General features: G+C 64.1%; 25 protein-coding genes and 2 tRNA genes. 14 read left to right on the top strand and 13 right to left on the bottom strand.

Features of this window, described 5'->3' with window-relative positions:
* Window positions 1-17 precede the first annotated feature (17 nt).
* The 4 genes from G6O68_RS12090 (at window position 18) to G6O68_RS12105 (ending at window position 2473) form a co-directional block, all read left to right on the top strand.
* Complete coding sequence (locus tag G6O68_RS12090; protein WP_165247994.1) at window positions 18-758, top strand: CbrC family protein; 741 nt, start codon at window positions 18-20, stop codon at window positions 756-758.
* A 171-nt stretch (window positions 759-929) separates the two neighbouring features.
* Window positions 930-2273 (top strand): hypothetical protein, encoded by a 1344-nt coding sequence (locus G6O68_RS12095; protein WP_206108078.1) that lies wholly within the window; start codon window positions 930-932, stop codon window positions 2271-2273.
* Window positions 2274-2280: 7 nt separating this feature from the next.
* Window positions 2281-2352: transfer RNA gene (locus tag G6O68_RS12100), tRNA-Gly, on the top strand.
* A gap of 49 nt (window positions 2353-2401) precedes the next feature.
* Window positions 2402-2473, top strand: a tRNA-Gln gene (locus G6O68_RS12105).
* Window positions 2474-2508: 35 nt separating this feature from the next.
* Here G6O68_RS12105 and G6O68_RS12110 read toward each other — a convergent pair.
* Both G6O68_RS12110 and G6O68_RS12115 read right to left on the bottom strand, forming a co-directional pair.
* The gene (locus G6O68_RS12110) at window positions 2509-2820 is read right to left on the bottom strand and encodes a hypothetical protein (RefSeq protein ID WP_165247996.1); all 312 of its coding nucleotides are present in this window, start codon (window positions 2818-2820) and stop codon (window positions 2509-2511) included.
* Entirely contained in the window at window positions 2817-4076 is a 1260-nt protein-coding gene (locus G6O68_RS12115; protein WP_165247998.1) for a hypothetical protein, read from the bottom strand. The genes G6O68_RS12110 and G6O68_RS12115 overlap by 4 nt, the downstream gene beginning before the upstream one ends.
* A 348-nt stretch (window positions 4077-4424) precedes the next feature.
* Between G6O68_RS12115 and G6O68_RS12120 the strand changes: the two genes are divergently transcribed.
* Together G6O68_RS12120 and G6O68_RS12125 are read left to right on the top strand one after the other, a co-directional pair.
* The gene (locus G6O68_RS12120; RefSeq protein ID WP_165248000.1) at window positions 4425-4592 is read left to right on the top strand and encodes a hypothetical protein; all 168 of its coding nucleotides are present in this window, start codon (window positions 4425-4427) and stop codon (window positions 4590-4592) included.
* A 53-nt stretch (window positions 4593-4645) separates the two neighbouring features.
* Window positions 4646-6307: a hypothetical protein gene (locus G6O68_RS12125; RefSeq protein ID WP_165248002.1), complete on the top strand. Its 1662-nt coding sequence runs from the start codon at window positions 4646-4648 to the stop codon at window positions 6305-6307.
* Window positions 6308-6868: 561 nt separating this feature from the next.
* Here the strand turns inward: G6O68_RS12125 and G6O68_RS12130 are convergent.
* The 10 genes from G6O68_RS12130 to G6O68_RS12175 all read right to left on the bottom strand — a co-directional run bounded on the left by G6O68_RS12130 (window position 6869) and on the right by G6O68_RS12175 (window position 12529).
* The gene (locus tag G6O68_RS12130) at window positions 6869-7177 is read right to left on the bottom strand and encodes a hypothetical protein (RefSeq protein WP_165248004.1); all 309 of its coding nucleotides are present in this window, start codon (window positions 7175-7177) and stop codon (window positions 6869-6871) included.
* A gap of 98 nt (window positions 7178-7275) precedes the next feature.
* A complete protein-coding gene (locus G6O68_RS12135; RefSeq protein WP_165248006.1) occupies window positions 7276-7515 on the bottom strand; it encodes a hypothetical protein in 240 nt (79 codons plus the stop codon).
* A 51-nt stretch (window positions 7516-7566) separates the two neighbouring features.
* The gene (locus tag G6O68_RS12140) at window positions 7567-8472 is read right to left on the bottom strand and encodes a ParB/RepB/Spo0J family partition protein (RefSeq protein WP_165248008.1); all 906 of its coding nucleotides are present in this window, start codon (window positions 8470-8472) and stop codon (window positions 7567-7569) included.
* A gap of 226 nt (window positions 8473-8698) precedes the next feature.
* Window positions 8699-8944, bottom strand: coding sequence for a hypothetical protein (locus tag G6O68_RS12145; protein WP_165248010.1), 246 nt, complete (start codon window positions 8942-8944; stop codon window positions 8699-8701).
* A gap of 61 nt (window positions 8945-9005) precedes the next feature.
* On the bottom strand, window positions 9006-9338 hold the full coding sequence (locus tag G6O68_RS12150; RefSeq protein ID WP_165248012.1) for a hypothetical protein: 333 nt from the start codon (window positions 9336-9338) through the stop codon (window positions 9006-9008).
* 72 nt (window positions 9339-9410) lie between these two features.
* On the bottom strand, window positions 9411-10061 hold the full coding sequence (locus G6O68_RS12155) for a hypothetical protein (protein WP_165248014.1): 651 nt from the start codon (window positions 10059-10061) through the stop codon (window positions 9411-9413).
* 48 nt (window positions 10062-10109) lie between these two features.
* Window positions 10110-10850, bottom strand: a complete 741-nt coding sequence (locus G6O68_RS12160) for a hypothetical protein (protein ID WP_165248016.1) — start codon at window positions 10848-10850, stop codon at window positions 10110-10112.
* Window positions 10851-10890: 40 nt separating this feature from the next.
* Complete coding sequence (locus G6O68_RS12165; protein ID WP_206108079.1) at window positions 10891-11526, bottom strand: hypothetical protein; 636 nt, start codon at window positions 11524-11526, stop codon at window positions 10891-10893.
* A 58-nt stretch (window positions 11527-11584) separates the two neighbouring features.
* Window positions 11585-12202 (bottom strand): zincin-like metallopeptidase domain-containing protein, encoded by a 618-nt coding sequence (locus G6O68_RS12170; RefSeq protein WP_165248018.1) that lies wholly within the window; start codon window positions 12200-12202, stop codon window positions 11585-11587.
* Between the two features lie 39 nt (window positions 12203-12241).
* Window positions 12242-12529 carry an ArdC family protein gene (locus G6O68_RS12175; protein ID WP_165248020.1) on the bottom strand — a complete coding sequence of 96 codons (288 nt, stop codon included), beginning with the start codon at window positions 12527-12529 and terminating at the stop codon, window positions 12242-12244.
* Between the two features lie 270 nt (window positions 12530-12799).
* On the opposite strand from G6O68_RS12175, the gene G6O68_RS12180 reads away from it, so the two are divergent.
* From G6O68_RS12180 to G6O68_RS12210, 7 genes are all read left to right on the top strand, one after another.
* Complete coding sequence (locus G6O68_RS12180) at window positions 12800-13228, top strand: hypothetical protein (protein WP_165248024.1); 429 nt, start codon at window positions 12800-12802, stop codon at window positions 13226-13228.
* A gap of 603 nt (window positions 13229-13831) precedes the next feature.
* On the top strand, window positions 13832-15433 hold the full coding sequence (locus G6O68_RS12185) for a type I restriction-modification system subunit M (RefSeq protein ID WP_165248129.1): 1602 nt from the start codon (window positions 13832-13834) through the stop codon (window positions 15431-15433).
* A complete protein-coding gene (locus G6O68_RS12190) occupies window positions 15430-16632 on the top strand; it encodes a restriction endonuclease subunit S (protein WP_165248027.1) in 1203 nt (400 codons plus the stop codon). Before G6O68_RS12185 ends, G6O68_RS12190 begins: the two co-directional genes overlap by 4 nt.
* 13 nt (window positions 16633-16645) lie before the next feature.
* Window positions 16646-17746 carry a virulence RhuM family protein gene (locus tag G6O68_RS12195; RefSeq protein ID WP_165248030.1) on the top strand — a complete coding sequence of 367 codons (1101 nt, stop codon included), beginning with the start codon at window positions 16646-16648 and terminating at the stop codon, window positions 17744-17746.
* A gap of 35 nt (window positions 17747-17781) precedes the next feature.
* A complete protein-coding gene (locus G6O68_RS12200; RefSeq protein WP_165248032.1) occupies window positions 17782-18561 on the top strand; it encodes a DUF6946 family protein in 780 nt (259 codons plus the stop codon).
* Entirely contained in the window at window positions 18561-21794 is a 3234-nt protein-coding gene (locus tag G6O68_RS12205; protein ID WP_165248042.1) for a type I restriction endonuclease subunit R, read from the top strand. Before G6O68_RS12200 ends, G6O68_RS12205 begins: the two co-directional genes overlap by 1 nt.
* 641 nt (window positions 21795-22435) lie before the next feature.
* Window positions 22436-23077 (top strand): sugar porter family MFS transporter, encoded by a 642-nt coding sequence (locus G6O68_RS12210; protein WP_165248044.1) that lies wholly within the window; start codon window positions 22436-22438, stop codon window positions 23075-23077.
* 561 nt (window positions 23078-23638) lie between these two features.
* Here the strand turns inward: G6O68_RS12210 and G6O68_RS12215 are convergent.
* Entirely contained in the window at window positions 23639-24001 is a 363-nt protein-coding gene (locus tag G6O68_RS12215) for an Rrf2 family transcriptional regulator (protein ID WP_165248046.1), read from the bottom strand.
* 45 nt (window positions 24002-24046) lie between these two features.
* Between G6O68_RS12215 and G6O68_RS12220 the strand changes: the two genes are divergently transcribed.
* Entirely contained in the window at window positions 24047-24628 is a 582-nt protein-coding gene (locus G6O68_RS12220) for a CIA30 family protein (RefSeq protein ID WP_165248048.1), read from the top strand.
* Window positions 24629-24647: the final 19 nt, after the last annotated feature.

A 24647-nucleotide genomic window follows, 5' to 3' on the forward strand; every position in this document is an offset into this window, starting at 1 on the left:
TCTGACGGAGCCTGCCCATGGCGACCTTCGCCGACCTCGGCATCCCGTTCCCGCTGTTCGAAGCCCCGACGCACGAAGCGAGCGGCTACGCCGGCCTGGCGACCTGTCGCTTATGCAAACGAGGGGACCGGCATTGCTTCGAGCTGGGCGTCGGCGACGCCCTGATCCTGCCGTGTCCGGCCTGCGGCGCCGAGAACGGCCTCCCGGCGGACGACCGGGGCGACGTCCCATGCCGATCGTGCGGGGGCTTGATCGTCTTCCCTGAGTCGCTCGTGGCGAAGAAGCAACTCCTCGCCTGCTACGACTGCCTCCGGGCCGGGAAGGGGGCGATCACCCAGGGCACCGAGTTCGGCGTGGTTTCCTGGGAGCAGGCCTTCGAGGGCGTCACCAACGGCGTCCCAGGCTTGCGGACCGAACAATTCGAGGTCGTGGCGATCGACCCGGCCGAGGACTGGTCCGGGGCTCGGATCCCGAGCGTCCACCTCTGGGAATTGCTGCGAACGCCCGGCTTCCATTCCTGGCAGGACGAACGCTGGCTGTTCTGCTGCAGCCGGCCGATGGCGTACCTGGGAGGCTGGAGAAACGCCATGGAGTCTCTCCGACCGGACGACCCTGACGCATTCTACCAGGCGTTGTTCGCCCCGGAAGACGAGGCGAGGTCCTGGGGGTACGAGGAATTCGATGAGGGGAGCTCCAGCTTGTATGTCTACCGCTGCCTTGCGTGCGGCCGTTGCCGGGCCACCTACGACTGGGATTGAAGCCGTGGTGAGGACGACACGCCGCCTTGTAACGCTCCACGTCGGAGGGTCCCCTTCCCTCGAAGATCGGCGAGGGACGAACCTGTGCCGGAGTGCGAACCGGGCGGGCGTCTGCGATGTCCGTCATGCCACACACGCCCGACGTGGGCCGATGTGCGGGGAGGGTTGGACGTGGACGAAAAGGATCGACTGAGGGAGCTGTTCGAGTCGCTCGACCGCCGCCGGCGGCCCGAGGACGTGGCTGAGCTGATCGTCGGCGAACTCGACGACCTCGCCCCCAAGGAGCTTCGCACGCTCCAGAAGGTCGCCGGCGGCTCGTTGAAGCGGGGATGGTGGGGCTACGGCTTCTCCTCGATGGCGGACGACTTCCGCCGCCCGGTCGGCATGGACCGGCAGCTCGACACGGCCGAGTCGATCTTCCACGTCGGCGATCGGCCCTCGGGGACGGACCTGGAGGGCGTCAAGGATTACCTCGTCCGGGCCGGGGCGACGATCGGCAAGGCGTTCGGGCGTGGCGACTTCAAGTACGACCGCCTCGACCGCCAGACCCGCAAGTCGGCCGGCCTGGAGATCCCGAAGCGGCAGTACAACAAGCGATTCCGCCTCGCCGCCCGGATGGAGCGGAAGCGGGACCGCCTGGCGAGGGAAGTCGAGAAGCGGGAGTTCACCCTGATCGGCAAGAGCCGGCTGGCCTCCACGTTGACCTGGGAGGAGTTCTCCAGGGACCGCAACGCCGCCTGCTTCGTCGCCTACTTCACGGCCCGCTGCAACCTCCGCAGCGAGTTCACCATCGCCGGCCAGCAGCGCCCGTTCGACCAGGTCTGCGACCTGCTGTTCCGGCGCTGCCGGGCCTCGGCCTCGACGAACTGGTGGGCGATCGCCCATGCGTTTCCGGACCGAGAAGTCCTCGACCGCCTCGACGACGCTCGCAAGGGCGAGCTGTTGGGCCGCTGGTACGGCATCCTCGACCGGATCGCATCTCTGCTGAAGGGGGTGTGGAATAGTAGCAACATCGACCGCCGGACCATGATCGTGAAGAAGGGGAACGACTCCTCGACCTGGAACGCCACGGCCGGGGCCTGGAACAAGGCGAGGGACTCGTGGATCGCCCTGCTGCACGCCCTCGACATGGACGAAGTGGTGGAGGGGCTCTGCCCCGGCAAGGTGCTGCGACTGATGGCCGCCGACGTGGCGGCCTGGCACCGGTCGGTCGGCGGCGGCCTCGACCCCGACACGCAGGTCTGGAACGACCTGCCGCTCCCCTGGGAGGTGCTCTCCGGTGCGTTCGATTGTCCGAGGAAGCTCGTGGAGGACGTTTGTCGCCGGCATGGCGTGGACCCGTTGAAGGCGGGCTGGTCGGCCCCCCGGCCCGGCGACCGCAAGGTCCACGCCTTTCGCCCGACGCCGGAGCTGGTCCACGGCGTGACAGTCGGCCATCCGGGGCTCGCCCTGGCGCTCCGCAGGATGGGCGTCTTCTCGGGGAAGGGGGTCGAGATCCACCTGACCGATCTATAGTCCCCCGTCCGGGGTAGCTCAGCGGTAGAGCGGTCGGCTCCCACCCGACTGGACGCAGGTTCGAGCCCTGCCCCCGGACCTCCCGCCGGACGCAGGTCGTCGGCGGGCCGTCCGTTCGACGAGACGATTCTGGGGTAGCTCAGAGGTAGAGCGGTCGGCTCTGGACCGACTGGACGCAGGTTCGAGCCCTGCCCCCAGATCTCGCTTGCATGATGAAGGCCGGGGCTCCTCGTCGTCACTCCCGGTCGAACCTCGCCAGGACGCCCTCGACGGCGTCGGCGTGGATCTTCCACGACACGGGCGAGTAGCCGCCCGAGAGGACCATCGCCAGCGGGACGCCCCGCTTCCGGACCATGTCGACGACGAGCAGGTCACGCTGGGCGAGGTCGCCCGCCGTCAGTCGATAGCGGGCCAGCGGGTCGCCGACGAAGGGGTCCGAGCCGGCGTTGTAGACCACGAGGTCGGGCCGCACGGCGTCGAGGGCTCCGGGCAGCGTGTCCCGGACGATCCCCAGGTACTCGCCGCCGGTCAGGATGGGGTCGATCATTCGGCGACCTCGAACGCCTCCGGGTAGAGTTCACGCAGATAGGCGTTGCCGTGCTCCCAGGCCCGCCGCATGCCGGGGCTGTGTTCTCCGCCCCAGCCGAATGCGTAGAAGAATGGAAACCGGCGGTACTCTCTCCCACGAGGCGTGGCGAGGAACTCCTCGATCCCCGCCCGGCCCCGGAACTCCAGGCCGGGAAAGTAGACCCCGCTGGCTGCGGGGAGCGTGGGATCGATGAGGCTGCCATCTTGGCGGACGACCCAGCCGTGCTCCATAGGAGTGAAACCGTTCAGGCAGGCGATCCCCTCAATGTAGAGGGCGTCGGCGTAGTCGTCCAACTTTTGCACGACCCGTCGGGCGTTGAACCAGCAGCGTTTGGGAGCAGCCCGAATCGCTCTACGGAGCCGAGCCGAATCCTCCACGTCCTTTCCCTTAAACTGAGCCACGGGTTGCCAACCCGTGAAGAAGGCTCGCTCCTCCTCGCTAATGTTCTCGGTGGCGATCAATCCGGCCTGGTGCCGCTCCGCCTCCTTCACGTCGTCTTCCATGACCTTGCCCTCCGAGTGAAAACCATCCATGAGGCCCTCCGTCGTGCGGTCGCCCTGGTCATCGCAGCCCCGTGGCCCGGCCCCCGAAACCGAGCCTCCTCCTCGGCGGTCCACTTCAAGGGCGACTTTGCCCGTCCCCGCCAAGGGCGGTATCGGTCGAGACAACTGCTCCTGACAAGGGGGGATCTCTTGCCCCCACCTGTCGCTCATGCGTATGACCTGCCATCCCCCCTCCTCAATGAGGTTATTCACCGTCGCCATGTCCTCTCCCGTCGGCGTCGAGAAACAGCCGAACCAGGGCCACGATCCGGGGTAATACCCGACGTCCAAGGTCGCTCCGGTGCTGGGTTTATCTAGGAATCGCAACTCGAAGCGGTCCCCGTTCCAAATCTCCAGGTCGGCATCATTGTTCTCCAGGAGCGTGATCACCCGAGCCCCTGCAAGGTCTTGCTCGGGGTTCGCAATCCCGTACCGGTCCATGCCATCAGCATGTCCAGTCCCTCCGAGCCGAGCCTCCTCCTCGGCGACCAACGCCATCGCCTCGTCCAAGACGCCGTACCACTCCAGCAGATCGCCGTCCTGCGAGAGGCACCAGCCATCCCCGTCGTACCTGAGTTCCCAGCGAGAGGCGGTGCCCCGGCTGCGGAAGTGTGGGAATCCGTGGGCCTCATGCCGCTCCCACGTGATGATGTTGGTCTCATTAACTAACATGCTGCCCTCCTTGGCAGTCGTCTCGATTCGCCCTTCTCGGTGCGGGCCACGTCGCCCACCACACGGGTTGGATTATGGCAAAGGTGAGACTGCCATTCAAGAAGTTAATATTGAGTTTCAAGGATTCCTTCACGACTTGCGCATTTGAGCAATTCGGCCTCGCCGGAGTCCTCTACCCTAGGCCGAATTTCGGCCCAAAACCCTCTTCTCAGGTGGATAGGGTGTAACTTTCGGACCGAAAGTTGAGTCTCGGACACCTGTCGGTTCGCAAAACCGTCGCAGCTCACAATCCACCTTGATGACCAGGCAACCCGTGGAAACTCAGCCTATTAACACTATCATATAGTAATGTCACGTCAGCCCAATCCCGACGCCGAGCGTCTCAGCAAGCAGGTCGTCTTCGTCTTGCAGCCCTCCCTCTTCGCCGCCTTCGAGCGGCGTTGCCGGGACCGGTACAAGTCCGTCTCGGAGGTGCTGAGGGAGCTGATGGCGGCCTACGTTCGGCAGGAAGAGTAAGGAATGGCCGGGGAGGGCTGGCAGGCCCGCCCCCGGCCCGGAAGGAATCCAAGTTGTCCAACTTTATAAATGCACACCAGGCCGAGATCCGGCGGGTGAAGCCCCGAAAGCGGAAGCCGGTCACTCTCCAGGCCCTCCGAAACAAGAGGAAGCCGACCACATGGCTGCGGGGCCTGATCTCCACACTCGACTTCGGGGTGAAGTTGACGAGGATCGGTCCCGAGATGCAGGTCTCCGCCAGGCCCGTCCACTGCAACACCAACGCTGAGATCATCGACGCCCTCCGCCTCGGGGACTGGCACCGCATCGAGCGGTTGTCCAACCCGATGCTGGACGACCACTGGAACAACCGGAAGACCCACTATTACACGGGGAATGGCTCGACGAGGGATCGTTACACCCTCGTCAACATCGACATCGACTGCCACGCCTCCGGCTCCCCGGACGGTGCCTTCGAGGCCGCCGAGTACCTGGAGGCGAACTTCTTCCCGGACCTCTACCACGAGCCGTCCACGAACGGGCGAGGTCGCCACGGCTACTTCATCCTCGACACGTTCGACCAGGCGGCCGAGCCCGTCAAGGGACGCCTCAAAGCCCTGGAACGTTGCCTGAACGCCCACCTGCTCGCCCAGGGCTTCGACATCGAGTTGTGCGAGATCAAGGGCCTGCCCCCGGTCATCTCGTGGGGCGACGACGGCCGGATCTCGAACTACACGGCGGGCATCTTGGCCAAGATCCCCCGCCAGGTCGCTCGCTTCGACGAGTGGAAGCGGACGACGGTCCTGAATGAGTTCGGGATCAGGAGACTGACCACCACCCTCCGCTCGCTGACGCCGGAGGTCGCCTCCACCGAGACGATCGCCGCCCAGGTCGAGTCCTCTCCGTCGAGGCCGAAGGTCTCGGGGTCGATCGGCGGGAAGCTGATCGATGAGGAGGAGCTGGCCCAACTTTCCGTGGACGGCCACTATCGGAGGGTGGCCACGACCCTGATAAAGTCGCACGTTTTGAAGACATCGAGCCGGTCGGTCGTCACGACCGAGGACGTGGCCGCCTTCCTGCTCCTCCTGAAGTTCTTCACGAACCGGATGAACGCAGACGGCACGCTGCCGGTGAAGAGGTTCGAGGGGCTGTGGTCGGGGCTGTACGAGGCGGGGGATCTCGGGCGGTCGTTCGACTGCCACCGCTTCAAGGCCATCCGGGACTACCTGTCCGACCTGGGACTGCTCGACTGGGAGGACAAGACCTACGTCGTCCCAATGATCGACGAGGCAGGCAAGAGGCAGAAAGGCCGGGCGTGCAAGTGGAAGGCCGGTGAGTCGTTGATGGACATGCTCGACTGGGAAAAGTGGGAAGAGGCAGGCGACGAATCCGAGGGGGATCAGCGTGGTGCGGCGGTGGTCGCAGACGGTGTTCATGGGAGGGGAAGAGGAGAAGCACCCTTGGTAGGAACAGCTCAATCTCCCCTCCCGGCCTCTGGTCGCTTCGACGAAGGCGTCGAGACGAAAGATTATGCCAGCATGACAATATCCTTCGTTCAGCTCCCTCCCGACCACCACACCCTGCGGCAAGTCATCCAGTCCCTCAATCCGGTCGCTGACGACCGGAAGATCAGGCCCGTGGAGGCCGCCGAGGTCAAGCCCTGGCGTCTCTCGCCCGAGGAGGTGGCCCGCCTCATCCCCGACTTCGAGCAGTCGATCCGGCTCCTGGCCGCCTGACGGAGATGGCGTCGTCCCCCACCCGAGGAGCGGAGACACGCAAGCCGACGGCCCGGACGATCTTCATGGCCTTGAACACTCGCCATGGGCGTTTTTCGGACGGCGGCGTATTCCGGGACTCCGACTTTGCGGGATGGGTTTCGAGCGTACGGGGATATACCGTCGAATTGATTCGCACAAATAATGAAACACCCCCTCGGTCTTGCTCCACCTGCCGGGGGTGGGGGACCGACTTTTGCACTTTTCTCCTGGAATTGATGGCCGGAACCTTTCGCAACACGACCTCCCCGGGTGTCAGCCGTCGACTCCACTCCGCCTTCTTGCTCCGACGACCTGTCGGGTGGACTCCACCTCCTCCACGACCGGCACGCCGGCGTCGACGGAGCCGCCGGGTCGTCCCGACGGCCCCGCCATCTCCGTCTCGTCAGCAGCCGACGAACATCAGGAACAGGATCAACAGGATGAAGAACTCGGGCATGATCCGGTCGCCTAACGCAATCCGCTCTCGTGCCGTCAATCCCATGGTCGGTCCTCGATCGAGTACAAGAATGGGTAGGGTCGTCAATACTCCGATGCCAACAGAAGAGTAGTCGAGGCCCTTCGCCCGTCGTCGCCGACGGCCTCGGTGATCACCCATATCCGCTCGCCCCGGAGCGTCCGGTAGGCGGAGAGGATGCGGGAGCCGTCGCTCAACGCCTCGTCGTTCAGGAGGCGGTCCTCGTCGCAGAGGTCGCCGCCCCAGTAGCCGTCCAGGTGGGCGGCGAGGAAGGTCTCGGGGTTCTGGCCGCTCGCCCGGATCGCCTCCAGGGCTCCGGGCGTGGCGACGATCCGGCCGGGGTGGAACTTCGCCGCCGTGGTCGTGTGCGTCATGTCTACTCTCCGCATGAGGTTGAAATTCGCCGACGGCCCGCCCGATGGTGTCGCCCCGTGCCGATGGGATGACCGGCTCGGGGCGGGGGCCGTTTGCGTCAGTCGCCGCAGGCGAGGCAGAGCCAGAGCTGCTCGCCCGTCTCGTGCTGCTCGGCCCAGAGGTCCACGGCGGGATCGGGATCGCCGCAGCCGTCGCAGGGACGAATGGCGATGGGCCGGGCCGGTGCCGGACGCCCTCGTCCGACGGGCGGTTCGACCGACATCCCGCCGAGGATGTCGGCGTGTTGGAGATGGAGAGCGGGGATCGTCCGGCTCGATGGCCTGGCGTGGGTCTTCATGGCGGTCCTCCCGTCGAAGGGTTGGTGGTCTCGACGGGAGGACCGGCGGTGTCAGCCCACGGTGCGAGACCCGGCGGGGTCGAACGCCCGGTCCCAGTACTTCTCCATGGCCTCGTCCGATCGCTTCCCGGCGATGTAATCGAGCAGGTACATGGCGAGCCTGTGGCCTGGGTCGGCGGGTCCGGTTTTGCCTTCGAAGAACGCCCGGACCTGCTTGATCGTCCGGGGCACCGGGCCGCCGTCGCCGGTCACCTCGTGGGCCTCTCGACGCCTCGCCTTGACCCCGGCGGCGGTGATCTTAGTACCCTGCTCGGCGAGGGACTCGAAGACCTTGATCCGCTGGTCGCCGGGCAGCTTCGCCAGCTCCAGGGCGGCCGAGACGGGCGTCCGCCCGGCGGCCACGCTCTCCTGGATCGCCGTGGGCAGCACCACGAGGTTCACGAGGTTGCCGCACCACGCCTCCGACCGCTTGAGCCGACCGGCGACCTGCCTCATCGTCAGCCCGTAATCTTCGGTCAGGCTGCGGATCGCATGGGCCAGCTGGACCGGTCGAGGATCCTCCCGCTGGAGGTTCTCGGACAGGTTGACCAAAGCCGCCTCGGCGTCTGAGAGGCGGGAGACTGTGTACTTGATTTTGAAGTCCGGGCACGTTTTCGACTCGATCAGCCGCAAGGCCGCCCGCATGCGGCGGAAGCCGCCGATGACTTCGAGGCGTCGATCGGGCAGAGGTCGGGTCAGAATCGGGTTCAGCTGGCCCGAGGAGCCGTCCTCGGCGTCCCCCTGGCCCTTCCGGGGCAACATGTCCTTCGCCAGGTCGATCAGCGCCTCGTCGACGGGCGGCTCCTCGCCGTTGCGGCTCAGGTTCTTCGTCCAGTCCACGACCAACGCCCTGGGATCGACCAGGAAGATGTCGCTGCGGGTGACCTTGTGGTCGCCGGTCTCTGCGGTGAACGCCATGTCGCTCGCTCCTGCTGGAAGTTCTGGTTGGTTCGCCCTGCGTCGTGTCCGGCGGTGTCATTCGTCATCGGGTCGCACGTCGGCGGCGTCGGGTCCGCCGCTCCCGGTTGCGGTGGCGGCGGAGCGGAGGGCGTCGGGCGGGATGGGTCCGCAACGGTCCGTCGCCGTTCATGGGTCGCTCTTCCTCGTCGTCCGACTTTTGCACTCGCCGACCGACCCGCCGGTGTTAGAACGGCGGGGATTCCTCGTGTTCGTCTCGGCAGACTTCCCGACCTGGGTACTCGGGCGAGTCGCCCTTGGGGACCGCCTCGCCCTTCCAGGCCCCGATCCAGCCGAACTCCTCCCGGAGCCGGTCCTCCTCCGCCTCGACGCACGCCCGGCAGACCCAGACGATCCCGTCCGGGTCGAAGTGGTGGTCGTCCCCCTCGTGCAGGGGCCTGACGCAAGCTTTGCAGTGGGCGATCGGCTCCATCGCTCGGGCTCCCAGGGTGATCGCCGGGGCTGTCGTCTCCCCGGCGACCTCCCCGGCGGTGTCAGCCCTCGTCGTCGGGCAGGTGGCGGGTCAGCACGGAGGACGGGATGTAGCTCGTCCCGCCGCCCCGGCCGAAGTCCTCGAACCGGAACGTGCGGTCGGCCTTGCGGACCTCGGCGAGGGCGGCACGGGCCTCCTCCCACGTGTCCCATCCCTCGACGAAGAGCCGCCGGGGTTGACCGGAGAGGACCGAGCCTCGCCCGTGGGTCGAGTGGGCGTAGAGCACCGGCCTGGAGTGGCGGTAGGTCTCGCCCCGGCCCATCTCCAGCGTGAAGGTCGGGCGGGGGCGGACGGAGGTGCGGACTTCACGGATGCGGGCGGTCAGGTCGCTCATGGGGGGCCTCCGAAGGGGACGTTTCTGGTCAACGCCCCTCCCGGTGGTGTCGCTATGCGTCCTCGCCCGGAGTCAGTTGTGCTGCCAGGCGGCGAAGCGTCGGGGGTCGAAGGCCACGGGCTCGTCCCCGACGTGGTACTCGATCGAGTACGGGAGGTCGCACCCCTCCCGCCCATGGACCGCCACCCAGTCCAGGTCGATCACCCGGCCTGAGCCGTCGTACCGACGCTCGTTCTCGGGATAGTCGCCGAGGTCTTCGTCCGAGACGTGGACCTGCGGCCCGAAGGTCGGGTCGTCGCTCAACTCGTCGATGGCGTCGGTCACGGAATCGGCCTCGACGACCAGGAACAGCGGCGTGTAGCCGCCGCCGATCTCGATCAACCAAGCCTTGCCGAACCAGCCGCCGGGGTTCAGCACGGGGATGTCCTTGATGTCGTGGTCGCCGAACTTGCACGAGGCCGTGATCTTCATCGGGCGTTCTCCACCGGTGTGAGGGTTGGTCATGCCCACCCCGCCGGTGTCGATCCCCATGTCGGTCGGCCCCTTGAGAGGAGCAGCGTATTCGCCGTGGTCCGGCGACTCCCGCCCCCGCAGGCAGCGGGCGAAGTAGTTCCCGATGCCGGGGACCAGGCAGACCTCGTGGTCCCCGGCGTCCCCGCCGCACTCCGGGCAGTACTCGAACTCGAACAGGCGTTCGACCCATCCCTCGGGGGTCTCGTCCATCTCTCGCTCTCCCAGGTGTCGATGATGTCCGCACCGCCCCCAAAGGTGTCACCGGAGCTGTTCCATGAGGGCCTCGATCCGCTCGCCCTCCACGCCGAGCCGGACCAGGTCACGCCGGAACCTCCTCCGCCGCTCGGCGTGGATCTGCCGCAACCACCCGACGACATCGTGCGGGGCTTCGTCGGCTCGTCCTTTCCGGGCCTCGTGCAGCAGGTACGTCCCGTCCACGCTGTCCACGCCGAAGTCCAGGGCGACCAGGAGCCGGCGTAGGGCGTTGACCCGGCCCATGTGGACCCACTTGCCCCGACGCCGGGCCTCCCGGCAGGCTTCCCGCACGACCGGCCCCTCCTTGAAGCCGTCCCGCCCGCCGACGAAGAGGCAGTCGAACTCGTCCCAGGGGATGTTCCCAGGCGTCATCCCCTCCTGGGCGCAAAGGGCCGCCGGGCAGCCCAGTCGGCGAATCCGCCGCAACCACGGGCGGGAGAGCCGCAGGGTCTCGGCCCAGTCGAACGGCTCGTCGGGGGCCGTGGCGAAGAGGAGGTGGTCGCCCGCCCGCTCCAGTCGCTCGCCGATGAGCCTGTCGTACTCCCGTGGCTCGAAGAGCCGGCGTCCGGCCTCGGTGAATCGGCCGTTGTCGATCGCCACCCAGCCGTAGAGACCGGCCCGGCCCAGATAGCCCTCACGGTAGGTCTTGGGCTGGACGATCATGCCCAGCGGGAGGAGGTCGTCGTGGTAGTGCTTCCAGCGGTCGGTATGCTCGTCGATGTAGCCCGTCAGGTAGATCGGCATGGCGAGGCCTCCTTGCCCCCTCTGCCGGTGTCGATCCTCGTCAGTCTTCGAGCCGCTCGCAGTCGAGGGCCTCGAAGGCGTTATGGAGGTCGTCCTCTTCCGGGTAGCCGCCCTGGTCGGCCAGGTTCTCGACGGCCCGCTGGCGGTGCTCCGAGAGCCAGGAGTGCACGTCGCCCTCCCATCCCTCGGGCAGGTCGTACCCGCCCTTGAGCCGCCAGGCGGAGTCGGCGATGTTCTCCAGGGTGGCCTCGTATTCCCGGCGGCCGTAGTCCTCTTCATCTAGGATCGGGTACTCGGCCAGCCGCTCGACGAGATCGTGATAGGTGCGGAAGGCGTCGGTGATCTCGCCGTCCCGATACACCCGGATGGAGAAGCCGTCCACGTGGCCGACCGCCCAGTGGCCATGGCTCTCCATAACCACGTCGGGGTCGTCGTCCTCCGTGAAAGGCCAAATGGCCTTGGCAACGGCTTGGGCGTTGGACAGGTCGAGCAGCCCGCTGTCCCGGTTGTGGGTGTAGATGATGGCCCAGTCGCCGGGGTCGTCGAGGTCGTGGTTCCGGCCCCAGCAGAAGCAGCTGAACCGCCGCCAGTTGCCCGCCGCCTGCGTTGCGGCGACCTCAAGGGTCATCTCGCCGATCGTGAGCATTGCAGCCTCCATCGGAATGGTTGTTGTCATCAACACCCACTCCTATGGTGTCGGACGGCGGCGTTCGTCCCGCCGCCCACGGGGCCGTTTATCCGACCACGAGCGCCTCGGCCTCGTCCGCCTCGACGGCCTGGGGGCGGCTGTAGGCGAGAAGGAAATCGACGGCCTTCGACGCTTGCGACGAGGCGACGAAGATGAAACGGCGGTCGTTCCTCATCGCTTTGAGCCAGTGCCCCAGGTAGGGGACGTGGTTCGTCAGGTTCTCGGAGGCCGGCACGCCCAGCTCTCGGGCCAGGTAGCACGCCCCGATCTCGGCCACGAGTTCCCCCAGGGCGTAGGTGTTCTTCGCCTCCTTGCGGTTCCAGTCGAGCCGGCTCGGGTGCTCGGTGGCGTGGACGAGTTCGTGGAAGACCGTCTCGTAGTACTCGTCCGGCTCGGTGAACGACGCCTTGGGCGGCACCTGGACGAAATCTTCACTCGGCGAATAAAACGCCGCCCCGCCGTGGCGGACGGTGATGCCGGTGGCGGCGATGGCCGCTTCGGCGGGCTCGTAGTCGATGACGACCTCACCGGCGGTGTCGTTCTCTCCTCCCCCGGCCCGGAGGTGATCGAGGTGGTCGCCCTCCGCCTGATCGACGTTGAAGACGGTGAAGGTCCGCATGACGAAGAAGCGGTCCTCCTCGTCCTCGCCCCGGTCGTTGGTCACGGCCTTGGTGACCGGGCTCCAGAAGACGATCTGCGTGCCTCACTTGCCGGAGTGGACGTGCGACGGGCGGGGCATGACCCGGCCGCCGAGGCTCCGCCACTGGTTGAACGTGCCCCACCACTTCGAGGTGAGGCCGTGGCGAGCCGCCGCCATGTCCAGGAGGATCGGGTTGATCCCCCGGTACGGCTTCCTGCTCACCACGTTGGCGGGGGAGCCGGCGTTGGGGCCGACCTTCCAGGGCCGTCGCCATGGCGGCGTGCTGCCGGACTCCAGGGCGGCGACGATCTGCTCGGTGATGGACTGACGGAGCTGCTGCTGGCTGACCATGTCACGCCTCCGGGTCGGTCGGGGTCGGTTATCAACTGACCGGACACGTCGGTGTCGGGAGGCCAAGGCGATGGTCACCGCCAGGCTGGCGGTCGGCTATTAACGTGTGGAGAGGGGGCCCGGCCCCGGGGGGGAGAGTGCCCTCGGAGCCCTTGTGATCGAGGTGTTGGGGGTCGAGGGTGTTCGGTATTGATAGCCGGGGCCAGGGGGACTGACACCGGCGGTGGAGTTAGTAAAGGCGGTCCCGGCCCCCTTCGAGCTTGAGGTGCGATGCCCGATCCACGACCGAAGTCGCTGGTGGGCGGTTATTACTGGTTCCCGACGCCGACGGGTTGCGGGACGACCTGGACCGTGCTGACGTGTCACGATCTGGGCTTCGATCCCGAGGTCGGCCACGTCGATCTCTGGCCCACCCTCGTTGATCGCCTCGCCGCAGCCTGGGGTCAAGATGCCGGGACGCTGCGTCGGCGGCTGATCGACCGCTATACCGGCCTGCCGAGGGGGCGGGTCACCCGACCGGGGCGGACGGTGCTGATCCTGCACGGCGACGACGCCCCGGTCGCCGACTGGCGGGAGGAGTTGATCGAGGCTTACCGGCTCGGGGGCCGTGCCCATCGGTTCCTGTTCGACGAGCACGAGCGGAAGCTGTCTGGCGACCCAGAGCGGATCGAGGGAGCCCTCGGCTTCCGCTACGATTGACCCGGAAGGGCGAGCCCCCGGCATTAATGAGTTCAAGATCTTCAGACCCACCCGATCACGTCGGGGAGGCAGGGGACGTGCGAAGAGCGGGCCGCACCCACCGTCGGGATGCCGACGGGGAAGACTTGAAGGAGGCCGAGCGTGACGCAATCTTACAGGCAGAGACTTTGGAGGTTGCCTATCATCAGCCTCTTGTTTCAATCATATTCCTTGTTGATCTCTTCGGATTGTTGGATGTTCTTTGGTGCCGGCCAGATCCTTGCCTTGTCGTCGCACTCATTTCACAAGTCGTTGAAACTGATTTTCTTGTCTTAAACATTACTGCGATCTCTTAATTTCTAACAACTGGCGTGCATAGCCGGCCTGGTCGAGCCGAGCCATGGTGAGCATCATGCCGGGCTGTGGATACTTGCTCACCATCAGGAGGCGAGCTAAACTAGGTGTGGATCTCCACGCAACCAACCAAGTGGTGCCGGCCGGCATCCTCGGCCACGAAGTAGACGTGACAGTGTGGGCGATTGGGACACGATGACGTGGCTCCTGCTGGGCTACGACGACCACCACGGCGTCCTCGCACGCCTCGGCGATGGAACCCCAGAGACGATGGCGAACACGAAGAGCGAGATCGAGAAGCGGCTCTGGTCGTCGGCGGATGAGCTGCGGGCGAACTCGAAGTTGAAGTCTTCGGAGTACTCGGTCCCGGTGCTGGGGCTGATCTTCCTCCGGTACGCCGACCAGAAGTTCGCCGTCGCCGAGAAGGAACTGGCGGGCAAGGGGTCGGGGCGGCGGGCGATCGGCAAGGAGGACTACCAGGCGAAGGGGGTCGTCTACCTGCCGCCCAAGGCCCGGTTCTCCTACCTGCTGAACATCCCGGAGGGCGGGGCCACCGAGGACGGCGAGCTGGTCACGGTGGACAAGGCCATCACCCGAGCGATGAAGGCCATCGAGGCGGAGAACGAGGATCTCAAGGGCGTGCTGCCCAAGACCTACACCAAGATCGAGAACTCCACCCTCGTCTCGCTGCTGAAGACGTTCTCCCAGATCACGATCGACCCCGAGGGGGATGTGTTCGGGAGGATCTACGAGTACTTCCTGGGGAACTTCGCCCGTGCCGAGGGGCAGAAGGGGGGCGAGTTCTTCACGCCCACCTCGTTAGTCCAATTGATCGTCCAGGTCATCGAGCCGTACCACGGCCGCATCTTCGACCCGGCGTCGGGGTCGGGCGGGATGTTCGTCCAGTCCGCCGACTTCGTGAAGGCCCACCGCAAGAACCCCAGCGTCGAGATCAGCGTCTTCGGGCAGGAGCGGGTGGAGGAGACCCGAGACATCGCCCTGATGAACCTGGGCGTGCATGGGATCTCGGGCGAGATCCTCCTCGGGAACAGCTACTACGAAGACCTCCACAAGTGCGCCGGCAAGTTCGACTTCGTGATGGCGAACCCGCCGTTCAACGTGGACAAGGTGGACAAGGAGAAGATCAAGGACGACAAGGCCCGGTTCCCCCTCGGCATGCCGAAGGTCGATAACGCCAACTACCTCTGGATTCAGTTGTTCTACTCGGCCCTGAACGCCAGGGGCCGGGCGGGCTTCGTCATGGCGAACTCGGCCGCCGACGCCCGAGGGTCGGAGCTGGAGATCCGCAGGCAGTTGCTCCAGCGGCACGCCGTGGACGTGATGGTCTCCATCGGCCCGAACTTCTTCTACACCGTGACGCTCCCCTGCACGCTCTGGTTCCTCGACCGGGGCAAGTCGGCCACGCCCCGCAAGGACACGGTGCTGTTCCTGGACGCCCGCCACGTCTTCCGCCAGGTGGACCGGGCGCACCGCAAGTTCAGCCCGAGGCAGATCGAGTACCTCGCCAACATCGCCCGGCTCTACCGGGGCGAGGAGCCGGAGTTCGTCGCCGGTGACGACCCCGACCATCCGGGGCCCGACCCGGACCTGAAGGCGACCTTCCCGACGTTGGAGTACGCCGACGTGCCGGGCCTCTGCAAGGTGGCGACCCTCGCCGAGATCGAGGCCCAGGGCTGGAGCCTGAACCCAGGGCGTTACGTCGGCGTGGCCGACAAGGGCGAGGAGGACTTCGACTTCGCCGAGCGGCTGGAGGAACTCCACGAGGAGCTGGAGGTACTCAACAGCGAGGCGAGGGAGCTGGAGGAGCGGATCGCCGAGAATATGGCGAAGTTGCTGGAGGCCGTGTCGTGACGATTCCAGCTATATGGCGAGCGACTACGCTAGGCGAGCAACTAACTTTTCAGCGTGGCTTCGACATCACGAAGAAGCAACAACAAGAGGGACCATATCCAGTGGTTTCCTCCTCGGGTCCAAATAGTACCCACGATCAGTTCATGGTGAAAGGACCAGGAATCGTCATCGGACGCAAGGGAACGCTCGGCACGGTGTTTCTCGTACATTCGGACTTCTGGCCCCATGATACGACACTCTGGGTGAAGGATTTCCACGATAACGATCCACAATTCGCCTACTACTTCCTGAAGACGATGGGGTTCGAGCAATACGATTGCGGTGCTTCCAACCCTACCCTCAATAGAAATCACATACATGGTCTTCCGGTTCTTTATCCAACACTCCCTGTCCAACGTAAGATTGCCAGTCTTTTGTCAGCCTACGACGACCTGATCGAGAACAACACCCGCCGCATCGCCGTTCTGGAGGAGATGGCCCAAGCCCTGTACCGGGAGTGGTTCGTCCGCTTCCGCTTCCCCGGCCACGAGAACGTCCCGCTCGTCCCCTCCCCCCTGGGCGACATCCCGCAGGGGTGGCACGTTCACCGTCTCGACGAGGTTTGTTCCGGAATCGTCGATAGCGAGCATAAGACCGCTCCCACTCAGTCTGACGGGAACCCCTGCATACGGACGCCGAATATCGGGAAGGGCTACTTCTTACTCTCGGAAGTTCGGCGGGTTTCGAGTGAAACCTATGCGTTGTGGACAAGACGGGCAATCCCCCAAGAAGGCGATCTCATCCTCGCTCGGGAAGCACCGGTGGGCAATGTAGCCATCATCCCGTCGAGGCTCACACCGTGTCTCGGACAAAGGACTGTTCTTGTTCAAGCGAGGCGGGAGACGATTAGCCCGCATTACCTGCTTCGCATCTTGCTCAGTGATGTGAGCCAGAATGCGTTTGCGGCGGTATCCTCCGGTGCTACGGTTGCACACCTCAACTTAAAAGATTTGCGTGGAATGATGATTCTTGTAGCAGATCAGGCGGTTCGGGTTCTTGTAAATCCCTGCTTTGAAGCGATCGACAAGCAGATTGCTTGTCTTCTCCAGCGGAACGAACTGCTGCGCAAAACCCGTGACCTCCTCCTCCCCAAACTGATCACCGGCCAGTTGGACGTGGAACACCTCGACATCGACGCAGGCGAGCCGCTGACGGTCTAACATCGAGGGCGACATGAGCGACGAACTGGCGGTTCCGGGCGGCGAGTTCCTCCTCTATGCGAGCGAGGATGGGCGGGTGCGGCTGTCGGTGCGAATCCAGGAGGGGACGGTTTGGTTGCCGCAAGCCGGGATAGCGGAGCTGTTCCAGACCACCAAACAGAATATAAGCCTCCACCTGCAAAACATTTACGAAGAGGGCGAACTTCGCCCCGAGGCAACTGTCAAGCAATACTTGACAGTTCAGACCGAGGGCGGGCGGCAGGTGCGTCGAGCGATCGACCATTACAACCTCGACGCCATCCTGGCGGTCGGCTATCGGGTCCGCTCGATCAGAGGGACGCAGTTCCGCCAGTGGGCCACGGCGCAGCTCCGGGAGCTGCTGGTCAAGGGCTTCGTCCTGGACGACGAGCGGCTCAAGGCGGGCGACTCGCCGATCGGCGACTACTTCGAGGAACTGCTGGCCCGCATCCGGGACATCCGGGCCTCGGAGCGGCGGTTCTACCAGAAGATCACCGACATCTACGCCACCAGCATCGACTACGACAAGAACGCCGAGATCACGAAGTCCTTCTACGCCACCGTGCAGAACAAGCTGCACTGGGCGATCCACGGCCACACCGCCGCCGAGGTCGTCCACAAGAGGGCCGACGCCGCCAAGCCCAACATGGGACTGATGACCTGGAAGAACGGCCCGAAGGGCAAGATCCGCAAGGGCGACGTGGGCATCGCCAAGAACTACCTGACCGAGGACGAGATGGCCGCCCTCAACCGGGTCGTCACCATGTACCTCGACTACGCCGAGGACCAGGCCCAACGTCGCCAGACGATGCACATGGCCGACTGGGTGCGGAAGCTCGACGGCTTCCTCCAGTTCAACGAGCGGAACATCCTCACCCACTTCGGCAAGGTCACCCACCAGCTCGCCGAGGAGCACGCCCACCGGGAGTTCGACAAGTTCGAGGCCCAACGCCGCCAGGTGGAGGCCACCCAGCCCACCAGCGACTTCGACCGGGTGGTCGAGGAGGTCAAGCGTCTGGAGAAGGAACAGAAACCGCCCAGGAAGGCCCCGCCTAGGAAGCCGAAACCCGGCGGCCCCGGCGATCATCAGGGATGAGCGACGACGGCAATTTTCCCTGCGGAGGCCCACGCATGAGATTCCACTTCGGGAACCCGAACGTTATTCGCACGGTCGTCGACGCCGTACCTTTCTACGGCGGCGGGGAGTTCGAGTCGCCGACCCGATCGACGATCCCGCTCTTGTCGCTCTTGATCCATGCCCCGGATCAGTTTGAGCGGATCGTCTCGTCGCTCGGCATGCCCGCCGACTCCGACCTCTATCTGGAATACACCGTCCCCCCGCAAAGAGGCCGGGGCAACGCCTCTCATACCGACGTGATGCTCCGCTCCGGCTCGAAGTCGCTCGCCATCGAGGCCAAATGGACGGAGCCCCTTTCCGATACCGTGGCGAAATGGCTGGACAAAGGCGAATTTCGACCAAACCGGGAGGCTGTCCTCCAGGGCTGGCTCGATCTGCTGCAATGCCGACTTGGCGGTCCGTTCGATGCCCAGGACTTTCACGGGGTGAACTACCAGATGCTTCATCGGGCCGCTTCGGCGGCGGCGGCCGGTTCCGAGTCTCGCCTGGCTTATCTCCTCTTCACCCCATCGTCCTCCAAACAAACCGCCAGACCCGATGTACTTTATCGGGAACTTGGCTCATTCTGGGGCAAGCTGGGAGACCCAGAATCCTTCCCGTTCGCCTTGGTTGAAGTCCAGATCCAGGCGACTCCGGCTTACACGTCGATTCTCGACGAAAGACATAATGGAAAACCCGCCGTCTCCCAGGCCGCCGTTGCCGCCCTCCGATCGACGGACACGCCCCTGTTCAACTTCGTCGTGAACGCTCCTCGGTGGGCGGGAGAGGCGTGATGAACTCGCCAACCTCCGACTACTCCGAGAACGCCCTGGTCGAGCAGCCCGCAGTCGCCCTGTTCGCCCAACTTGGTTATGAGACGGCCAAGGGCTTCCACGAACACGGCGGCGGGGCGTCGTCCCCGTTCGGTCGGGAGACCACCGCCGAGGTCATCCTCCCGCACCGGCTGCGTGCCGCCCTGGTGAAGATCAATTCCGGCGTGGGACGTGAGGTCATCGACGGGGCGGTCGAGGAGTTGGGCCGGGATCGTGCGGCCATGAGCCTGGCCCAGGCCAACCGGGAGGTCTACCGGCTGCTCAGGGACGGCGTGAAAGTCACCTATCAGGACGACGACGGCTCCGAGGCGACCGAGACCGTCCGTGTCATCGACTGGAACGATCCCAAGAACAACGACTTCTTCCTGGTCTCCCAGTTCTGGGTCTCGGGCAGCATCTACAAGCGGCGGTGCGACCTCGTGGGGTTCGTCAACGGGCTGCCGATGCTGTTCGTGGAACTCAAGAAGACCCACGGCAAGGTCGAACATGCCTACAAGCACAACCTCAAGGACTACAAGAACGCCATCCCGCAGATCTTCTGGTACAACGCTTTCATCATCCTCTCCAACGGGAGCGAGGCGAAGGTCGGCAGCGTTACGGCAGGCTGGGAACACTTCGCCGATTGGAAGCGGATCGACGACGAGGGTGAGAAGGGGGTCGTCTCACTGGAGACCTTGATCCTCGGGACGTGCGCCAAGGCCCGGCTACTCGACCTGGCCGAGAACTTCACCGTCTTCGACGAGGGCAAGGGAGGGCTGGTCAAAGTCGTCGCCAAGAACCACCAGTACCTCGGCGTCAACAACGCCGTGGAGGCTCTCAAGAAGATCCGGGAGAACCAGGGGCGGCTCGGCGTGTTCTGGCACACCCAGGGCAGCGGGAAGAGCTTCTCGATGGTCTTCTTCTCCCAGAAGGTCTTGCGGAAGGTCACGGGCAACTGGACGTTCCTGGTCGTGACCGACCGGGACGACCTCGACACCCAGATCTACAAAAACTTCCGCAACACCGGGGCGGTCGCCGAGGAGTGCCAGGCCGACAGCGGCGACCACCTCAAGCAACTGCTCGGCGAGGATCACCGCTTCATCTTCACCCTCATCCAGAAGTTCGTCACGAAGAAGGGGCAGCGATACCCGAAGGTCTCCGACCGCTCCGACATCATCGTCATGACGGACGAGGCCCACCGCAGCCAGTACGACACCCTGGCCCTCAACATGCGGAACGCCCTGCCGAACGCCGCCTTCATCGGCTTCACCGGCACGCCGCTGATGGCCGGGGAGGAGCGGACGAAGGAGGTCTTCGGCGATTACGTGTCCATCTACAACTTCCGCCAGTCCATCGAGGACGGGGCGACCGTCCCCCTGTACTACGAGAACCGCATCCCCGAACTCCAGCTCACCAACGAGAACCTCAAGGAAGACCTGGCGAACCTGATCGAGGAGGCGGAACTCGACGAGGAGCAGGAGAAGAAGCTGGAGCGGGAGTTCGCCCGAGAGTACCACCTCATCACCCGAGACGACCGGCTGGAGAAGGTCGCCGAGGACTTGGTGGCGCACTTCATGGGGCGGGGGCAGGGCGGCAAGGGGATGGTCGTCTGCATCGACAAACTGACGGCGGTCAAGATGTACGACAAGGTTCAGGAGCACTGGAAGGCGTACCTGGCCGACCTCAAGGCCCAACTCCCCCTCGCCGATCCCCTGCGTCGGCCCGGCCTGGAAGACATGATCCGTTACATGGAAGAGACGGACATGGCCGTGGTCGTGTCGCAGCAGCAGAACGAGGTGGAGTTCTTCAAGGAGCGGGGCTGCGACATCGAGCCGCACCGCAAGCGGATGGTGACGGAAGACCTGGAGACCAAGTTCAAGAACCCGGACGACCCCTTCCGCCTCGTCTTCGTCTGTGCGATGTGGATGACCGGCTTCGACGCCCCCGCCGTCTCCACCATCTACATCGACAAGCCGATGAAGAACCACACCCTGATGCAGACGATCGCCAGGGCCAACCGGGTCTTCGAGGAGAAGAACAACGGCCTGATCGTGGACTACGTGGGCGTCTTCCGTGACCTCCAGAAGGCCCTGGCGATCTACGGCTCCGGCTCGGGCGGCGGCGTCGGAGAAGGCGAATGCCCGATCCAGAAAAAGCAGGAGTTGGTGGCCGCCCTTCGTGAAGCGATCCAGGACGCCCGCAACTTTTGCACCGAGCGGGGCGTCGTCATCGACTCCATCATCGACGCCCAGGGCTTCCAGAAGGTCGCCCACCTGGACGACGCCGTCGCTCACCTCGTGGACAAGCAGGTGGAGAATGCCGTCGATGACGCCGTGGAAAAGGTCATCGTCAACGACGACCTCAAGAAGAAGTACCTCTCACTGGCGTCCCAGGTGGTGAGGCTCTACAAGGCGATCCTGCCCGACCCCGCCGCCAACGAGTTCCTCGCCGTCAAGACCTGCCTGGCGGTGCTGGCCGACAAGATCCGGTCGTTCCTGCCGGAGGTCAGCATCGACGACGTGATGGAGAAGGTCGGCCAGTTGCTCGACGAGTCCATCGCCACGAAGGGCTACGTCATCCACGCCACCGAGGAGACCTCGCTGATCGACCTCGGCCAGATCGACTTCGAGGCCCTCAAAGCCCACTTCCAGCAGGGTCGCAAACGCACCGAGGCGGAGAAACTCAAGGGGGCGGTGGGGCAGAAACTACAACGCATGGTGCAGTTGAACCACACTCGGGCCGACCTGCTGGAGAAGTTCAAGCGGCTGATCGACGAGTACAACAAGGGCCTGGACGTGGACGGGTTCTTCGAGAAGTTGATGTCCTTCGTGCGGGAACTCAGCCAGGAAGACCAGCGTGGCGTGGCCGAGCAACTGTCCGAGGAAGAGCTCGCCCTCTTCGACATCCTCACCAAGCCCGACCTGGAGTTGACCGACGACGACCGTAAGCAGGTCAAAACGGTCGCCCGGACGCTCCTCCAGACCCTCAAGGAAGCGAAACTCGTCCTCGACTGGCGGAACAAGTTGCGGACCCGTGCCGACGTGTACTCCACCGTGAAGATGGTGCTGGACGACCTGCCCCGCATCTACTCGGTGGAGTTGTACCAGGCCAAATGCGACTCGGTGTACCGTCACATCTTCGAGAGTTATCAGGGTGAGGGCCAGAGCATCTACTCGACAAGTTCATCCATGCCGTCATTCCGGGTTGGTTCCTGACATTTGCTGCCAATCACAAGGAGTAAGAACGTGTCCAAAACCATGCTTGCGCTTGCAACCATCGCAGTCACAGAATTCTGGGTAATCTCTATGGCCTACCCATTCTTGGCGGCTTTCTGGCTGCCTTCGGTCGATCCAAGTAAGGTCAATACGTTGGCGTCAGTACTCGAACAGACGAGCAAGTATGGCGACTCATTCGGAGCTGCCAATTCGATATTCTCTGGGCTCGCATTGATTGCGGTCGTTTGCACTCTTCACCAGCAGAACGAGAACATAGAGCGGCCCGAGAACGCCGGGAGGATGCGTTCTTAAACGCACTGTCAAGCCTGGCCAACGTCTACGCCTCCATCTACGCAAGCGACACGGCGGAATATGATCAAGAAAACGAAACAGGAACGGCTCGCCGATTGACCCGGGACTGCGCAAGCGAGGAGAAGAAATACACTGTCAAAGGCAAGCTTTACAGCTACGCCAAAGGACTTGAAGTAAACATGGACAGATTGCGGAGAGGCGAAGATCTTGATTTTCCTTTTGATATGTCGCAGACAGCCCCAGGCATACAGAACAAGCCCTTGTAACTGTCTGGCGGAACGAACTGCCGGCCACCACAAATTCCGAGCAAGGACTCACAAAGGGCTCGCATGCCGACCGTCAACGAGTACAAGGATAGTGATGGATTCTACATACGATCGGCCAAAGGCGGGAGCATCTCGACGTATCAGGTGACTTCCGAGGGACAAGAGTTATTGCGGAGCCAAGGGGTTTCCGACGGCCATAGCATTAGTCACGCAAAACTTGACATGCTTGCCAGACGGGGGCTGGTGTACACGAATGGCGGCGGGGCGGGCCAGATCGACCAGGCCGCAACCGTGACGATCGAGATAGTAGGGCGTGCTTCCACGCCGTCTGGCAAGCGGTCTCTCGGCTCCCAGCAGTCGGACGCCGCCGGTTGTGCGTTCGCTGCGGCGGCTCTGGGAATCTTCGGGCTGATCGGGCTGATCGATCTTCTTTCAAGACAACCGGCGTCGATTTCGATTCCTATTGCGATCGGACTCGGAATCCTGACGATTTCAGTGCTTGCGGGGATGGTCACCGGCTCGTCAGAGAAATCATTCATAACGTTGTTTACGCTCGCCCTGTCCTCGGTGTCGGTTGTAGTGCTGTACAAGACCTGCGTGTTCATCGGAACTTGGTCGTTCGATGTCTGGGTGTTGCTGTCAGCCGCAACTGCTATTGCGGGCACATTCTGGTGGCTGGCGGTCTCGCTACAAAAGGATTCGTAGAGTCCCTCAACAGGCATGGCCCGGCGCAGCCGGCTTGGCGGTGGCGGGGCCGATTTCATGGAGTTCAGCATGAGCAAGCCTGTCGGAGACGTAGTTCGATCGGTACAAGAGTTCCTGCAAACCCGTGAGGACGCACGCCATTTACTTCAAAACCACCCAGTGCCTATGAATCTGGGTGCTGCGGGTCAAGTACTCGCATTACCTGTCTCCGTTGAGGCAGACATGCCTGAGACTCTGACGCAGGCCGCAGAATGGCTTTTCATGGCCGATGCGATTATTCACGCAAGGGTCACGAGCAACGGCAGAGGAATCGGCTCGGAATATTTGAGCAATGTGAATCGCCTTTGCGACGGATTAACCTCGCTGGCAAGGGCTCTACGGCGAATGAGCGATTCTGAGACTACTGAATAGATTATGGTGTTCAAATAATTCCCTCGGTGGTGCTCCTTTGCCCGGCCCATGTGCCAAATCCGAATACGCAGATCCGCCGTCCCCTTAAAGGGGGGACGAGCGGATTGCTTATTTTCGTATTTGCCGATTCACAACTGACAAGGACTTATGTCAATTCAGGCGACCCCAGTTTGCCGAGAGCTGGAAGGCGGTCTCGGGAGCCCCGAACTTCGCCCCGAAGTCGTAGAAATCCGCCGCCTTCCTGAAGCGTGTGTGCTTCGAGTTGCCGTTGACCGCCTTGACTTCGGTGACGAGCCCGGACTTTGCCAACTTGTCGATGATCTGCGAGAGCCGCTTGTCTCCGATGCTGTACCGACTCGCAGCTCGATCCTCCCCTGACGCCGACAAGTAGTCGAACTTCTTATTGAGGGCGTCGGCATGGCGGGTGCCGACGGCAAATCTCTGGGAAGAAGCCTTCCAAGCTGTCGAGAATATCGCAAGTTTGACGGAGCCGACAGGGAGCGGGAGAATCACAGAGACCTGCGCCTCGCCGACTTCGACCTCATGGAAAGAAACGACATGAGCCGCCACACCCGACTGCTCACGGCGCTGTCCGCCGTGTTCTCGCTGATGACCGTCACCCCTGCCTTCGCCGATGAGCCCCGTGTCTTGTTCGACTTCGCCAGGCCCGACGCCGCCCAGGCGTGGCAGCCGGTCAACGACGGCGTGATGGGCGGCGTCTCGGACGGCCGCTTCAGGATCACCGAGCAGGGCACGATGGAGTTCTTCGGGACGCTCTCGCTGGAGAACCACGGCGGGTTCGCCTCGGTCCTGTCACGCCGCAGCGACCTCGGCCTCAAGCCCGACGACACGCTGGTCATCAAGCTGAAGGGCGACGGCCGGGAGTACCTGCTGAACCTCTACGTGCCATCGCTCCGGGTCGCCTACTCCTACCGTGCCCCCATCCCGACGAAGGCGGGCGAGTGGACCGAGGTGGAGATCCCGCTCAAGGACTGCTACGCCACCTCGTTCGGCGAAAAGGTGCCGAACGCCGGTCCCGTGGACGCAGCGAAGATGAACTCTATGGGGCTCATGCTGGCCGACAAGAAGGCGGGGCCGTTCAAGCTGGAGGTCGCCTGGGTCAAGGCGCTCGGCCATTGATCGGGGACCGGAGACGGGC

This window comes from Paludisphaera soli, assembly GCF_011064595.1.
In the GTDB taxonomy this organism is placed as follows: domain Bacteria; phylum Planctomycetota; class Planctomycetia; order Isosphaerales; family Isosphaeraceae; genus Paludisphaera; species Paludisphaera soli.

Bases quoted from the DNA above. Each gene is read 5' to 3' on its own strand.
- G6O68_RS12090 (WP_165247994.1), top strand. From the start codon at position 18: ATGGCGACCTTCGCCGACCTCGGCATCCCGTTCCCGCTGTTCGAAGCC.
- G6O68_RS12110 (WP_165247996.1), bottom strand. From the start codon at position 2,820: ATGATCGACCCCATCCTGACCGGCGGCGAGTACCTGGGGATCGTCCGG.
- G6O68_RS12115 (WP_165247998.1), bottom strand. From the start codon at position 4,076: ATGTTAGTTAATGAGACCAACATCATCACGTGGGAGCGGCATGAGGCC.
- G6O68_RS12120 (WP_165248000.1), top strand. From the start codon at position 4,425: ATGTCACGTCAGCCCAATCCCGACGCCGAGCGTCTCAGCAAGCAGGTC.
- G6O68_RS12130 (WP_165248004.1), bottom strand. From the start codon at position 7,177: ATGACGCACACGACCACGGCGGCGAAGTTCCACCCCGGCCGGATCGTC.
- G6O68_RS12135 (WP_165248006.1), bottom strand. From the start codon at position 7,515: ATGAAGACCCACGCCAGGCCATCGAGCCGGACGATCCCCGCTCTCCAT.
- G6O68_RS12140 (WP_165248008.1), bottom strand. From the start codon at position 8,472: ATGGCGTTCACCGCAGAGACCGGCGACCACAAGGTCACCCGCAGCGAC.
- G6O68_RS12145 (WP_165248010.1), bottom strand. From the start codon at position 8,944: ATGGAGCCGATCGCCCACTGCAAAGCTTGCGTCAGGCCCCTGCACGAG.
- G6O68_RS12150 (WP_165248012.1), bottom strand. From the start codon at position 9,338: ATGAGCGACCTGACCGCCCGCATCCGTGAAGTCCGCACCTCCGTCCGC.
- G6O68_RS12155 (WP_165248014.1), bottom strand. From the start codon at position 10,061: ATGGACGAGACCCCCGAGGGATGGGTCGAACGCCTGTTCGAGTTCGAG.
- G6O68_RS12160 (WP_165248016.1), bottom strand. From the start codon at position 10,850: ATGCCGATCTACCTGACGGGCTACATCGACGAGCATACCGACCGCTGG.
- G6O68_RS12165 (WP_206108079.1), bottom strand. From the start codon at position 11,526: ATGACAACAACCATTCCGATGGAGGCTGCAATGCTCACGATCGGCGAG.
- G6O68_RS12175 (WP_165248020.1), bottom strand. From the start codon at position 12,529: ATGGTCAGCCAGCAGCAGCTCCGTCAGTCCATCACCGAGCAGATCGTC.
- G6O68_RS12180 (WP_165248024.1), top strand. From the start codon at position 12,800: ATGCCCGATCCACGACCGAAGTCGCTGGTGGGCGGTTATTACTGGTTC.
- G6O68_RS12185 (WP_165248129.1), top strand. From the start codon at position 13,832: ATGGCGAACACGAAGAGCGAGATCGAGAAGCGGCTCTGGTCGTCGGCG.
- G6O68_RS12195 (WP_165248030.1), top strand. From the start codon at position 16,646: ATGAGCGACGAACTGGCGGTTCCGGGCGGCGAGTTCCTCCTCTATGCG.
- G6O68_RS12200 (WP_165248032.1), top strand. From the start codon at position 17,782: ATGAGATTCCACTTCGGGAACCCGAACGTTATTCGCACGGTCGTCGAC.
- G6O68_RS12205 (WP_165248042.1), top strand. From the start codon at position 18,561: ATGAACTCGCCAACCTCCGACTACTCCGAGAACGCCCTGGTCGAGCAG.
- G6O68_RS12210 (WP_165248044.1), top strand. From the start codon at position 22,436: ATGCCGACCGTCAACGAGTACAAGGATAGTGATGGATTCTACATACGA.
- G6O68_RS12220 (WP_165248048.1), top strand. From the start codon at position 24,047: ATGAGCCGCCACACCCGACTGCTCACGGCGCTGTCCGCCGTGTTCTCG.